Origin of the sequence: Mycobacterium sp. OAE908 (genome assembly GCF_017872775.1) — a bacterium.
Lineage (GTDB): Bacteria > Actinomycetota > Actinomycetes > Mycobacteriales > Mycobacteriaceae > Mycobacterium.
Genome location: NZ_JAGGJL010000001.1, coordinates 600,888 through 613,763, shown reverse-complemented (window position 1 = coordinate 613,763; position 12,876 = coordinate 600,888). Strand labels below are relative to the sequence as shown.

Below are 12,876 nucleotides of genomic sequence, written 5' to 3'. Positions count from 1 at the left end.
GTCCCCTCAGTCGTAGTTCAGGTCGCCGGAGCGAGCCCGTTTGAGCTCGAAGAAATGCGGATTGGCGGCCAGGGTCCTGGCGCTGTCGAAGATGCGCGCCGCTTCTTCGCCCCGCGGGATGGCGGTCAGCACCGGCCCGAAGAAGCCGACGCCGTCGATGTGGATGGTCGGGGTGCCGAGATCCGCGCCGACGGGTTCCAGCGCCGCGGCGTGGCTCTTGCGCAGCGCCTCGTCGTACTCGGCCGCGTGCGCCGCGTCAGCAAGATCGAGCGGCAGGCCCACCTCGGCGAGGGCCTGCTCGATCACTTCCGGGTAATTCTTGTTGCGCCCCTTGTGGATTCGGGTGCCAAGCGCGGTGTAGAGGTCGCGCAGCACGTCGTCCCCGTGGTGCTGGGCGGCGGCAACGCAGACGCGGGCGGGCCCCCACGCACGGTCGCAGAAGTCTCGATACCACTCGGAGATCTCGCGGTCCTCGTTGAGCACGGACACGCTCATCACCCGGAACCGCAGATCGATGTTCCGCCTGGGTTCCACCTCGAGGATCCACCGGGAGGCGATCCAGGCGAACGGGCAGGCGGGGTCGAAGTAGAAGTCGACTTTCGCGGTTGTAGACGTGGTCATTCAGGTCTCGCTCTCGGTGTCGACGAGCCGCATCCAGCCGAATTCGTCTGGAGTGTGGCCGTATTGGAGGTCGATCAATGCATCCAGCAGGCGCGACGTGACCGGGCCTGCGGTGCCGTCACCGACCTGCCACTCCCGCTGCGCGGAGACGACCTGCCCGACCGGTGCGATGGCCCGGGCGGTGCCGGACGCGAACGTCTCGGTGATGCGCCCGTCTCGGCAGCCCTGCTCCCACTCGTCGAGCGTGAGGGGCTCCTCGGCGACCGGGTAGCCCAGCTTGCTCGCCAATCGCAGGATCGAGTCCCTGGTGATGCCGGCCAGCAGGGTTCCACTCAGTGGCGGTGTGCGCAGTCGGGTTCCCTGGGCGGTCGACTCCACGAAGAACAAATTGGAACCGCCGGCCTCCTCGATGTAGGAGCGTTCCCGCGCGTCCAGCCACACGACCTGGTCGCAGTCGTTGGCCGCGGCCTGTCGCTGGGCGATGTAGGAGCCGCCGTAGTTGCCGCCACACTTGACGCCGCCGGTGCCGCCCGGCGCCGCGCGGATGTACTCGGTGGCTGCCCACAACCGCATGGGCTTCGGGTCGACGGAGGATGTGGGCCGCGCCGGGGTGCCGATCACTGTGAACAGGTATTCGGCTGCGGGACGGATGCCAAGGCCCGTCTCCGTCGCAATCATGAACGGCCGCAAATAGAATGCGTGTCCCCTGGCGCGCGGCACCCAGTCGGCGTCGGCCCGCAGCAGCACCTCGAGCGTCGCGACGAAGTCTGCCTCGGGCAGCGTGGGCATGGCCATCCGGCGCGCCGAGCTGTTGAACCTCCGCGCATGGTCGGCGGGCCGGAAGAGGGCCCGCTGACCGTTCGGGCGCCAGAACGCCTTCAAACCCTCGAAAATCGTTTGACCGTAATGCAATGCCATGGTCGCCGGGTGAAGCGGCAACGCGGCGAGCGGCCCGACGCTTGCGTCGTGCCAGCCTTGCTCGGCACTCCACCGCACGGTCACCATGTGATCGGAGAAGGTGTCGCCGAACCCGGGCCGCGCGAGCAGTTCCGCCCGCCGTTCGGCGGGGACCGTCTCTGCACGCTTCCGGGTGAACTCCAGCGCGGCAACGTGATTCATGCGGACTCTCCTTGTCGAACGTTGCCGAAACGCTCGAGCGCACGGTCGACCAGCGGACCGGACATCCCGGTGTAGGCGGACGGATCCAACAACTCGTGCATGTCGGGAGCGGTCACTCCGGCGTCCTCGAGCGCGATGGCGACAACGTCGGCGAGGTCGGTACCGTCGCGCTCGGCCGTCGAAGTCGCTTCGGCCAGTAGGCGTTTGGCGTTGGTCTTGCCGAGCAGCGGCGCCAGCACGACGTTGACGCGCTCGGAGACGATGGCGCCGCGGGTCAGCCGCAAGTTCGCTTCCATCGCCGCGGTCGAGACCCGTAGCGTCGCCGCGAGGCGAGCGGCGTTGGCGGCGGCACCGGCAGCGATGCGAAGGCACTCGCGCAACGGTTGCCACTCGGCATGCCAACCGCCCGAGGACCTTTCGTCCTCCACGGCCATGGAGCCGAACAGCACGAGGGCGATCGGTGGGAGTTGCCGTGCGGCGGTCGCAATGAGCGTCGAGAACACTGGATTGTGCTTCTGCGGCATGGCAGAGGACGCACCCCGGCCCGGCGCATGCTCCTCGGTGACCTCTCCGATCTCGGTGCGCGTGAGCACGAGGACGTCGGCGGCCAGCTTTCCGAGCACACCCGTGGTGACCATCAGGCTCGCGGCGACGTCGGCGAGTGGAGTGCGTACTCCGTGCCAGGGCAGGGCCTGCTCCGCCAGACCGAGGCGACGGGCCACCAACTCCGGCAAGCGCATCGTCGCTTCGCTCGCCCAGGTGGTGTCCAGCGCGTACTGGTGGTACGCGGCAAGTGTTCCCGCGGCGCCGCCCAGCGAGACCGGCAACGCGGCGCGCGTCCGGCGCACCCGCTCCACGGCGTCGAGCACCCCATGCAGCCAGGTGGCCGCCTTCAAGCCGAAGGTGACCGGCACGGCGTGCTGGGTCAGGGTGCGCCCGGCCATCGGGGTATTCCGATGTCGATCCGCATGTGCGGCAAGGCTTTCCGCGCATGCCATCAAGTCGTCTTCGATGCGGGCCAGGGTGGCCGCGCACAGCAGCATCAGCGCCGTGTCCAGGATGTCCTGGCTGGTGCTGCCGCGGTGCACGTACTCGGCGGCGGACGCGTCGACGGCGGAGACCGCGGCGGTGAGCTGGCCGACGAACGCCACGACGGGGTTGGCCGTCTCGCGCACTCCCGCAGCCACCACCGCGAGGTCGATGGAAGTGGGCACGGCGGCGTCCCTGATGGCCTTCGCCGCGCCAGGCGGAATCACACCCAGCTCGGCCTGCGCCTCGGCCAGTGCGACTTCCGTCGCAAGCATGGCTGTCAGCAACGCGTCGTCGTCGACGAGGTCAGCCGCTCCCGTCGCAGCCCACGCGGGCGCCAGAATTCCGTGGTCCGTCATGCTGTTCTCTCTGTCAGGTAGTCGGCGTGGTCCGCCGCAGTGCGCAAACAGGTCCTGGAGATGGCGTCCGCATCACCGAGAATCACCGAGTTGACGCCGGGACGGATGCCCGCCGCGGTCACCCAGTGCACCGACTCGGTTGGCACGCCGAATGCGAAACGCCGGGGGTGCGGGCGATCTTGCGCGTCGAGCAGCCGGTACGGCCGCCGAGTCACCGCGACACCGCCCGCGACGTAGTGACCACCGCCGCGGATCGGGATGCGGTACGGCTGGCACTCGCCCCGGTCCAACAGCGTGCGCAACAGCGGGTCGGTCGTGCGGTGCACGTCGGTTTCCGGAAGGCGCGCCTCGATCAGCGTGGTGGCCTGCACGACGAGATCCGGACAAGTTCCGGAGTGCGCGACGAAGCGTCCGTCCGTGCACTCGACGCGTACATCGGGGCCGAGCACCTCGAGCACTCCGGCATCCATGAGGGCGGCGAACTGTTCGATGCGTTCGGCGGGCGGCCCGATCGACAGGTGGGCGTTCAACGGCATGTACCAGCGCTGCAGTTCGTCCCGGTAGGAGTCGCCCGACAGGCCGCCGTGGTCCACGAGCAGCCGGATCTCGTTGCGCAGGTCGCGCAGGACGTCCAGCGCCGCCTTGCGCGGACCGGTCACGTTCCCCTTGCCGGCCTCGGTGACCTCGAGGTCCAGATACGACCGCAGCCACGCGCGGAACCGTTGAGTCGACACGAGGTCGTCGTCGGTGAACGGCGCCGCGATCTTGCGCCAGTCCCAGCCCTCGCCGGGATCGATGTCGAACTTGGCGAGCACAGTGCGTTGCGCGTCGCTCTCCTCGACGGCCAGCGGGTCACCGAAGATCGGCACCGCCGCGGCCTCCGCCGTGGCGAACATTGCGGTGAATTCGTCTGCGTCGCAAATGCATCGACGCTCCTGCACCAGGGTCGCGTAGTACACCGTGCGGACTTCCTGATCGATCATCGGCCAGATGTCCCGGCGGAAGTCTGCGGGTGCTCCCGCGTCGGCGCGGGTCCGTAGCCGTTCGATGACCTCGGGTGTCACGTAGCGGGGCTGATGACGGCCTGCCGACCCCTTCTGGTTCTTGCCGCGGGCGTGGTAGGGCACTCCGCGCCGAGATCCGGCGATCAGCTTGGGTTCCCGCCCCGACGGAAGGTAGCTCAGAGCCCCGTCGGGCTTGCGCACGAACGTGCCGCCACGACCGAGGGTGAACAGCGCCATGTAGTCGAAGAAGTTCAGGCCCAGACCGCGCAAGATCACCGATTCGCCAGGGGCGATGGCGTCCAGCGACACGTCGGCCGGGTTGCTCGGCGCGACATACCGCAGGCCGTTTCGGTCCGCAAACCGGCTCAGGGCCGACTCCGACTCCCCGAGGCGATGGGGCATGTGACCGAGTGCGAGCACCACGGCCTGCAAGTCGCCGAGGATCTCCCCGTTGTCTAATACGACTTCCTGCAAGCCATTTGGGGTGTCACGAACGTCGACGGCGGTTGCCGGGTGCGACTCGAAACTGACAACCGGGGGCGCCGTCCAGATCATGCGATCGCGCGCCCACTGCAGATAGCTCCCATAGAACGCACGCGACGGATAGTCGTCGGGCCCGAGTGCAGCGGCTTCGACACGATCGGCGTCCGGCACATTCGGGCTGCCGACCAAGGCGATGGAGCGTGCCCACTCGTAGAGGCTCGGCCCGGTCACCACCGGCCCGGCGCAGTCGACGGTGTCGTCGACGAAAACTGTCACCTGGCAGGCGACCGTGTTCATCAACAGCACCCGGTCCTGCGTGCTGCGCCATACCTGGCCGCCGTCGGCCACGTGCGGGTCGATGAGGTGGATGACGAGCTCGCGCCCTTGCGGCAGAAGCGATTCGGCGCTCGCGCAGAGGCGTTCGGCGACGGACAATCCGCGTGGGCCGAGCCCGACGATCGCGAGCTGCAACTTCTCAGTGGACACCACGGGCCCCGATCTATGCGCTGCTCATGTGGCGGCCGAGTCCGGCCGCCAGCGGAGCGAGCCGGCCCATCAGATCCGCGAACTGTTGTGGGCGGATCGCCTGCGCGCCGTCACACAATGCCTGCTCGGGCTGGACGTGGACATCGATCAGTAGCGCGTCCGCGCCGACCGCGACCGCGGCCAGCGACAGCGGTTCCACCAGTTCTGGCCGGCCACCGGAATGGCTGGGATCGACAATGACCGGCAGGTGGGTGCGCTGCTTCCACAGCGCGACCGCGGTCAGGTCGAGTGTGAAGCGCGCCGACGGCTCGAACGTGCGGATACCCCGCTCGCACAGCACCACCTGGTCGTTGCCCTCGAGCAGCAGATACTCTGCGGCAGCGAGGGTTTCGTCCACGGTGCAGCCGAAGCCGCGCTTGAGCACGACCGGTAGGCCGCTCTGGCCGGCCGCGGTCAGCAGTGCGAAGTTCTGCATGTTCCTTGCGCCGATCTGGAGCGCGTCGACCACCGTGGCCAGCCGCTTGACATGCTCCGGGTCGACGACCTCGGTGACGACGGGCAGACCGGTCCGCTCCCTGGCCTCGGCCAGCAGTTCAAGGCCGTCCCACTGCAGGCCTTGGAAGGAGTGCGGCGAGGTCCGCGGTTTGAAAACGCCGCCCCGCAGGCCGACTGCGCCGTGTTCGGCGACGACGGCCGCGGTGGTCAGCGTCTGTTCCGGCGATTCGACCGCGCACGGTCCTGCGATCACCGCGACGGAACCGTCCCCAATCGTGGTGGGGCCGAAGTTGACCTGCGTCCCGCTGGGACGTAATTCCTTGCGCCCCAACCAGACTTCGGTGTTTCTCAGCACCTTGTGGGTCGGCGCAGGAAGCTCCGGCCCAGCGTTGTCGATGAGGTCCGCATCGGAGACCGGAAGCACGAGAGTGTCGCCCAGCCGGTACATCTCGGTGGGTGCGCCCGCGGATTCCAGGTGCGTTAGCCATCCCTCTATGCCGGCGCGGCTAACGGTCTCGTCGAAGACGAGCAGAGTGTCTGAATTGGTCACGATGGTTTCCGATCGGATTAGGCGAGCGCAGCGCTCTTTGCGAGGTTTTTGCCTGGGCTTTCACCGAGGTAGCTGACGAGGTCCTGGTACTTGTCGCGCAGGTAGCGCTTGAGCGACTTACCAGTGACGCCGAGTGGGAAGTCTTCGTCGCCGTTCGCGACCTCGACCACGGCAAGTTCGGGGTTTCCGTTGGCGCGCAACGCTTTATTGGCCGCCGACAGCACCTTCTCCGGGTCGATGTCCTCGCCGGTCACCACGGCGACGGCCACCTTTTCGTCTCGGTACCCACCGGCGATGACCGTGCAGTCCTTGACACCGTCGACCTCGTTGAGCACCAGTTCCTCGATCTGCACCGAGTAGCCGGGGCCCTGGGCGGTGTGCACCACGTCGACCGCGCGGTCGACCTGGTAGAAGTAGCCGTCCTCATCGCGGTAGGCGATGTCGCCGGTCAGCCAGTAGCCGGCGAGAATGCTCCGGTAGTAGGTGTCCTGGTTGCCCCAGTACCCCACGGTCATCGAGGGTGGTTTCGCGCCGAGGAAGCCGTACTCGTACGGCTCTGCGAGCGTGCCGTTCTCGCGCAGGATGGCGACCTCTGCGAAGCCGACCGAGCGGCCCACGCAGCGGTCGTTGCGCTCGGTCGCCAGCGTGCGTGGCTTCATCAGGACGCCCCAGCCCAGTTCGGTCGTGCCAAGGCGGTCGAGGAACGCAGCGGGGGGCAGATGTGCCGAGCGACGTGCCAACACGTTCTTCAGGTGCCGCTCGTGCACCGCGTCGCCCATCGAGACCCAGATGTTCACCGAGTCGAGGGCGCCAGGTGGAGTCTCCAGCGCGGCGAGCTCGGGGTAGGCGTGGCCGAATGCCATCACCATCGTCGGCTTGTGCTGCGGGATGGCCGCGGCCAGCTCCTCGCCGGTGACGTCCCGCCAGGCCAGCAGAGGCTGTCCGGTCAGCACCGCATAGGAGGTGAAGGAGATGGTGCCCTGATGTGACTGCGGAAGTGCAGTCATGATCAGGGCGTTGGGCTCCTCCTTGTAGTCGACGGCACGGAACTTGGGGCCTTCGAGAATCGTGCGGTGCGTGTGAATGACCGGCTTGGGCAGGCCCGTCGTGCCCGACGAGTGCATCATCCCCACCGGGTCGTCGGGGCTGTGCCGAAACCGTGCCTCGTCGCTCAGCGTGGCCGAAGCCGGGCTCGGCATCTCCTCCATGGTCTTGATCCACTGCAGCGACAGCTTGTCGAGATCGGGCGCCATCCGGTCCAACCGCTCCTGGTCGGTGTACAGGCCGATCGCGCCGGTGCGTTCGCACAACGCGACCGCGCTCTCCCGCGGCGAGCGCCAGTTGATGAGCACGGCGATGGCGCCGATCTGGGCGATGGCCGAGTAGTGCACGAAGTACGCGATGGAGTCGGGAAGGAAGATCGCGACACGGTCCTTCGGCCGCACACCTTGCGCCGAGTACCACACCGACCAGCTTTGGATCAGGTGGTCGAGGTCGCGCAGGCTGAACTCCGTCCGCGTCTCGCCGTCGGTGTAGGGCACCGGCGTCAGCGAATGGATGAACGGCTCGTCCGGATACGGGTTGATGGCCAGCATCGAGGGAAGCAGATTGCCGCCTCCGATGCTGGAATCCGCGGCCACCTTGGCCCGCAGCTCCGGGGTGAGGACTGTGTTGTGCGTCGTCATGAGTGGAATAGTCGTGGTGAAGTCGTGTCTGCGTAATCGCCGGGAAGCCACATTCCACGTGTCGATGGGGAAGGTCTTCCTACCCGCCGGGTAAGCAATGCCGTCGACGCGAGCAGAGTCGCTCGTCAGCTAGTTCTGCCGGACCAACGCGAAATCCCTTAATTCGTGGGTGTTTTGGGGGTGTTCGCGTCTGCTCGCGGAGGTCGGCCGAACGCGACCGGTGGCAGATACTCACCGACGAGCGTGCGGTGCCACCATGCGTGATCCTGTCGTAGCTCGTGCCACGTGGTGAACCGGTATTGATACAACTGCGCACGCACATACTGCGGTGGCGATTCGGGGAACGGATTGTGCCGAAGCAGCCGCAGCGTCGGCCCATCGTTGCGCAGCAGTCGAATCACGAACGGGCCCAGCCAATCCCGCGCATAAGCCGGGGTCAGAGCGGCGAACCACATCAGCCAGTCCAGGCGCAGATGATAGGGCGCCCACTGGCGTGGCAGCCGGTGCGGGTTACCGGGTTTCCCTTTGAACCCGTATTCCTTCCACATGGTGTGCTCGGTGATCTCCGACTCCTCGGTGCCTTCGATCACCACCTCGAGCCGTTCGCGACCGATGCTGCCGAAGGCGCCGTAGGTGTTCATGAAGTGATAGGGGTTGAACGCCGCGTTCATTCGCTGATGACTCGAGATCATGTTGCGCACCGGCCAGTAGCTCAGCACAACGCTGACGACGGTGAACACGATCACCAAGGTGGCAAACCAGAGCGGCGGGTCGTGCAGCGCGGGTGGATCGGGGACCGGGAGCACCGTCGCGAACGACGAATGATCGATCGCGCAGAACGCCAGAAGGATCGTCACCCAGTTCAGCCACGCGAAATTGCCCGACAGCACCAGCCACAGCTGGGTGACGATCACGATCCCGGCGGCGACACTCGCCACAGGCTGCGGGGCGAACAGCGCGAAGGGCACGATCAGCTGCGCGAAGTGGTTGCCTGCCACCTCCACCCGGTGCAGCGGCTTGGGCAGGTGATGGAAGAACCAGCTCAGCGGCCCCGGCATCGGTTGGGTTTCGTGGTGGTAGTACAGGCAGGTCAGATCGCGCCAGCACGGGTCGCCGCGCAGCTTGATCAGTCCCGCGCCGAACTCCACGCGGAACAGCAGCCAGATCGCCAGCAGGATCGCGGGCAGCGGTGGCGCGGTCTCGTCGTTGCCGAGGAAGACCGCGATCAGGCCGGCTTCCAAAAGCAAAGACTCCCAACCGAATCCGTACCACCGCTGACCGACGTTGACGATCGACAGATACAGCACCCAGAGCACCAGCCACATCGCCATCGACGTCCACAGCGGAACCACATCGACGAAGCCGACGACGATGGCCGCCGACAACGCCGCGCCGAACCAGCTGATCGCGGCGAAGAAGCGGTCGGAGTAGTGCAGGTGGAAGATGCTCGGCATGGCCCGGAACGACACCCGTGCCACAAACGTCGGCACCGGAAGCATCCCCTGGTCACCGATCAGCGCCCGGAATTGTCGCGCAGCGGCGACGAAGGCGAGCAGGTAGATCGCCGCAACGCCGCGCTGCAGGATCTCTCTAGCCAGCCAATACTCGGGTGCTACGAACCATTCCGCGTGCATTTCGGATACTCCTGAATCTGTTGTACCCGCAGGCGGGCGTCCAGAAGCGGAAACAAAACCAATGGCCCTGTGTCGGTGTGCGCCGATACGGTCGAGGCATGAGACCCGCGATCGAGGCCATCGACCTGGTCAAGAGGTTCGGCGAGAACACCGCGGTTGACGGGGTCAGCTTCGCGGTCGCGCCCGGCACGGTGCTCGGCCTGCTCGGACCCAACGGCGCAGGCAAGACCACGACGGTGCGGATGATGACGACGCTGACGCAGCCCACCACCGGCACGGCACGCGTCGCCGGGTACGACGTGGTGCGGGAGCCGGACAAGGTGCGGCGCAGCATGGGCCTGACGGGTCAGGTCGCCACCGTCGACGAACTGCTCACCGGCCGCGAGAACATCCGGATGATCGGCGGGCTCTACGGCATTCGGCGCAAGGAGCTGACGCGGCTGGGAGACCAACTGCTGGAACAGTTTTCGATCGCCGATGCCGCCGATCGCGTCGTCAAGTCGTACTCAGGCGGGATGCGCCGCCGGCTCGACCTCGCCGTCAGCCTGCTGGCGTCGCCGCCGGTGTTGTTCCTCGACGAGCCCACTACCGGGTTGGACCCGCGCAGCCGCAGCGACCTGTGGGAGGTGTTGCGCGGCCTGGTCAAGGGTGGGACGACGTTGTTGCTGACCACGCAGTATCTGGAGGAGGCCGATCAGCTGGCCGACAACATCGTGGTGATCGACAAGGGCCGCATCATCGCCGAGGGCTCGCCGCTGCAGCTCAAGGATCAGGCGGGCACCGCCAGCCTGGTCGTCACGGTGTCCAACGCCGACGACCTGCCCGCAGCGCAGGCGCTGCTGGGGAAGACGGGCGCCGAGGTGTTCGTCGACGCGGGCGCGCGGCAGCTCACCGCGGCCGCCGACGGCCTGGCCGACATGGTGCGAGTCGCGGGCTGGCTGCGCGACAGCGACATCGACGTCGACGACATCGGGCTCTCGCGGCCCAGCCTCGACGACGTGTTCCTGTCACTCACCGGGCACCGCACCGAAGAGGAAGAGGTAGAGGCATGACCACCACGGCGGCACCGTCGCAGATCCAGCTGGAGCCGGCACGCACTCATTCAACAAACATCGTGCAGCAGTCATGGATCATGGTGAAGCGCAACATGATCCACACAAAGCGGATGCCCGAGATGCTCAGCGACGTGACAGTGCAGCCGATCATGTTCGTGCTGTTGTTCGCGTTCGTCTTCGGTGCGTCGATCGCGACGGGCGGCAGCGCGTCCTATCGGGAGTTCCTGCTGCCGGGCATCCAGGCGCAGACCATCGTCTTCACCGCGTTCGTCGTGGCGTCGGGGATCACGGCAGATGTCGAGAAGGGCATCATCGATCGGTTCCGGTCACTGCCGATCGCAAGGTCGTCGGTGTTGATCGGGCGCAGTGTTGCCAGCCTGATGCACTCGTCGATCGGTGTCGTGGTGATGGCGGTGACCGGGTTGGCCATCGGGTGGCGGATTCGCGGCAGTGTCGCCGAGGCTGCGCTGGCGTTCCTGCTGATTCTGGTGTTCGGCTTTTCCATGATCTGGTTCGGCATTCTGATTGGATCGGTGATGCGGTCGGTCGAGGCGGTCAACGGCGTGATGTTCACGGTGCTGTTCCCGATCACCTTCCTGGCCAACACGTTTGCGCCGACGGAGCCGATGCAGCACTGGCTGCGCGTGATCGCGGAGTGGAATCCGGTTTCCTCGCTGGCTCAGGCGATGCGGGAGCTGTGGGGCAATGGCGGACCGGCACCTGCCAGCGCTCAGCTGCCGCTGCACCATCCGATCCTGGCGACCGTTCTGTGGTCGGTGGCATTGACGGCGGTCTTCGCGCCGTTCGCATTGCGGGCGTATGCGCGTCGTACGGGCGGTTAGCGTTTTCGATGAGCGGACAGGGGTGGCCCGCTGGGTTCCCGCAGCTTGGTGTTGTGGCGCTCCCGCTGCTGAGCGGCGGCCGAGTGGTGTCGGCGGTTATCCCGACGCTTTGGCATTGATCGTCCAGCACGCGGCGGTGTAACGAACCTCGGTTCCGTGCACAAAGGGATCAAAGGCGGGACGGACGACCTCGATGACTTGGGCGCGGGTTCGCTCGTCCTTGCCTTGAAGTGCCAGACCGACAGGACCCAGCCGCGTGATGAAGCCGATCAACCCCGGCTCGGGCAAGGTGCATTCGATGTCGATGGGCTGGATGTCGATGCCGGCCCAGCCACCCGCGTCGAGGATGGCAGCGACCCGTTGCGGGTCGGCGAACGAGAACTGGCCCGGGCCGTCTGCCGGGCGGTCCGGAATGTTTGGCAGCAGCGGGGCCGCGGCACGCTCGGCGGTCGTCATGAACGGATTCTCCGCGGCGCTGCGCCAGGCGATGACCTGAAGCCTGCCGTCGTCGGTTGCGGCGCGCCGCAGGTTCGCGAAGGCCTGGACCGGGTCGTTGAAGAACATGACGCCGAATCGCGAGATGATCGTGTCGACGCTTACGCGCTCAAACGGATGGGTCTGCACGTCAGCGAGGATGAAACTTGCTGGTATGCCGTCCCTTTCGGCCCTGGCCCGGGCGGCGGCGATCATCGGCTCCGACACGTCGGCGCCGACGCACTGGCCCTCGGCGCCGAGCCTGCGCGCGACCGCGAGTGTGGTGCCACCCGTGCCACAGCCGACGTCAAGCACCCGCCGCCCCGATCCGGCAGCCACGCCCTCGACGAGCAGGTCTTCCAATCCCTTCATCATCTGGTCCAGCAGGTCCTGCGCATCGACCCAGGCGCATCCAGCTGTGGTGTTCCAGTGGTTGCTCTGCTCGTCGTTGGTCGGTTGTGTGACATCCATGGGCGAGCCTCCTATTGCGCTAGGGAGCCGGGCAGACGCCGCGCTCGAAGGTCCGGATGATCAGTGGTGCGACGGTGTGCCGCGGCAGGGCACCGGCGATGGCTCGTTCACAGCCGCGCAGGATCAATGCGTAGAGGGCGTGCCAGATCCAGGTCGGGTTGAGATCAGGGTCGAACACGCCTTCGTGTTGTCCCCGTGTGATCAGGTTGATCACTACCTCCTCGTTCGGGGACTGGGCTGGTGGGATATCGCGCAGCACCGCCGGGTCACCGAAGAGGAAGACCAGCCGTTCGCCGATGGAGACGCCGGCGGTGATGAATCGTCGCATCGCCTCGAGTGCTGGTCCGTCCTCGGTGGCGGCCTCGTCCACCGCTTCATTTAGCACGCGGATCGAGTCCAGGGTCGCCTCGTAGATCAGCGTCTCGCGATCGGCGAAGTAGCGGTGCAGCGTTGTGCGACCGACCCCGGCCACGCTGGCGATCTCCGGCATGGTGGCCGTGCGGTTCGCAGCCAGCGCAGAGGCCGTAGCAGCCAGGATCGCGGCTCTGGTGCGCGCTTGCACACCCGAG

11 protein-coding genes are annotated in these 12,876 nt (G+C 66.8%); 2 read left to right on the top strand and 9 right to left on the bottom strand.

Translation table 11 applies throughout. From position 1 onward, the window contains the following. Positions 1-6 precede the first annotated feature (6 nt). The 7 genes from J3E61_RS02950 to J3E61_RS02920 form a co-directional block, all read right to left on the bottom strand. Positions 7-621, bottom strand: coding sequence for a DsbA family protein (locus J3E61_RS02950; RefSeq protein WP_210082562.1), 615 nt, complete (start codon positions 619-621; stop codon positions 7-9). Continuing rightward, complete coding sequence (locus J3E61_RS02945) at positions 622-1,740, bottom strand: branched-chain amino acid aminotransferase (protein ID WP_210082561.1); 1,119 nt, start codon at positions 1,738-1,740, stop codon at positions 622-624. Further along, positions 1,737-3,128, bottom strand: a complete 1,392-nt coding sequence (locus J3E61_RS02940) for an adenylosuccinate lyase family protein (RefSeq protein ID WP_210082560.1) — start codon at positions 3,126-3,128, stop codon at positions 1,737-1,739. Before J3E61_RS02940 ends, J3E61_RS02945 begins: the two co-directional genes overlap by 4 nt. After that, positions 3,125-5,101 (bottom strand): FAD/NAD(P)-binding protein, encoded by a 1,977-nt coding sequence (locus tag J3E61_RS02935; RefSeq protein WP_210082559.1) that lies wholly within the window; start codon positions 5,099-5,101, stop codon positions 3,125-3,127. The genes J3E61_RS02940 and J3E61_RS02935 overlap by 4 nt, the downstream gene beginning before the upstream one ends. A gap of 13 nt (positions 5,102-5,114) precedes the next feature. Next, positions 5,115-6,146 (bottom strand): 3-deoxy-7-phosphoheptulonate synthase, encoded by a 1,032-nt coding sequence (gene aroF, locus J3E61_RS02930; RefSeq protein ID WP_210082558.1) that lies wholly within the window; start codon positions 6,144-6,146, stop codon positions 5,115-5,117. 17 nt (positions 6,147-6,163) lie between these two features. Continuing rightward, entirely contained in the window at positions 6,164-7,831 is a 1,668-nt protein-coding gene (locus J3E61_RS02925; protein WP_210082557.1) for an acyl--CoA ligase, read from the bottom strand. 158 nt (positions 7,832-7,989) lie between these two features. Continuing rightward, complete coding sequence (locus J3E61_RS02920; RefSeq protein ID WP_210082556.1) at positions 7,990-9,465, bottom strand: lipase maturation factor family protein; 1,476 nt, start codon at positions 9,463-9,465, stop codon at positions 7,990-7,992. Positions 9,466-9,563: 98 nt separating this feature from the next. On the opposite strand from J3E61_RS02920, the gene J3E61_RS02915 reads away from it, so the two are divergent. Together J3E61_RS02915 and J3E61_RS02910 are read left to right on the top strand one after the other, a co-directional pair. Then, on the top strand, positions 9,564-10,517 hold the full coding sequence (locus J3E61_RS02915) for an ATP-binding cassette domain-containing protein (protein WP_210082555.1): 954 nt from the start codon (positions 9,564-9,566) through the stop codon (positions 10,515-10,517). After that, entirely contained in the window at positions 10,514-11,362 is an 849-nt protein-coding gene (locus tag J3E61_RS02910; RefSeq protein ID WP_210082554.1) for an ABC transporter permease, read from the top strand. The genes J3E61_RS02915 and J3E61_RS02910 overlap by 4 nt, the downstream gene beginning before the upstream one ends. Before the next feature lie 96 nt (positions 11,363-11,458). On the opposite strand, the gene J3E61_RS02905 is transcribed toward J3E61_RS02910, so the two are convergent. Both J3E61_RS02905 and J3E61_RS02900 read right to left on the bottom strand, forming a co-directional pair. Further along, entirely contained in the window at positions 11,459-12,307 is an 849-nt protein-coding gene (locus tag J3E61_RS02905) for a class I SAM-dependent methyltransferase (RefSeq protein WP_210082553.1), read from the bottom strand. 19 nt (positions 12,308-12,326) lie between these two features. Continuing rightward, positions 12,327-12,797 carry a TetR/AcrR family transcriptional regulator gene (locus J3E61_RS02900; protein WP_210085411.1) on the bottom strand — a complete coding sequence of 157 codons (471 nt, stop codon included), beginning with the start codon at positions 12,795-12,797 and terminating at the stop codon, positions 12,327-12,329. Positions 12,798-12,876 lie beyond the last annotated feature (79 nt).

Bases quoted from the DNA above. Each gene is read 5' to 3' on its own strand.
- J3E61_RS02950 (WP_210082562.1), bottom strand. From the start codon at position 621: ATGACCACGTCTACAACCGCGAAAGTCGACTTCTACTTCGACCCCGCC.
- J3E61_RS02920 (WP_210082556.1), bottom strand. From the start codon at position 9,465: ATGCACGCGGAATGGTTCGTAGCACCCGAGTATTGGCTGGCTAGAGAG.
- J3E61_RS02900 (WP_210085411.1), bottom strand. From the start codon at position 12,797: ATGCCGGAGATCGCCAGCGTGGCCGGGGTCGGTCGCACAACGCTGCAC.
- J3E61_RS02910 (WP_210082554.1), top strand. From the start codon at position 10,514: ATGACCACCACGGCGGCACCGTCGCAGATCCAGCTGGAGCCGGCACGC.
- J3E61_RS02905 (WP_210082553.1), bottom strand. From the start codon at position 12,307: ATGGATGTCACACAACCGACCAACGACGAGCAGAGCAACCACTGGAAC.
- J3E61_RS02940 (WP_210082560.1), bottom strand. From the start codon at position 3,128: ATGACGGACCACGGAATTCTGGCGCCCGCGTGGGCTGCGACGGGAGCG.
- J3E61_RS02945 (WP_210082561.1), bottom strand. From the start codon at position 1,740: ATGAATCACGTTGCCGCGCTGGAGTTCACCCGGAAGCGTGCAGAGACG.
- J3E61_RS02925 (WP_210082557.1), bottom strand. From the start codon at position 7,831: ATGACGACGCACAACACAGTCCTCACCCCGGAGCTGCGGGCCAAGGTG.
- J3E61_RS02915 (WP_210082555.1), top strand. From the start codon at position 9,564: ATGAGACCCGCGATCGAGGCCATCGACCTGGTCAAGAGGTTCGGCGAG.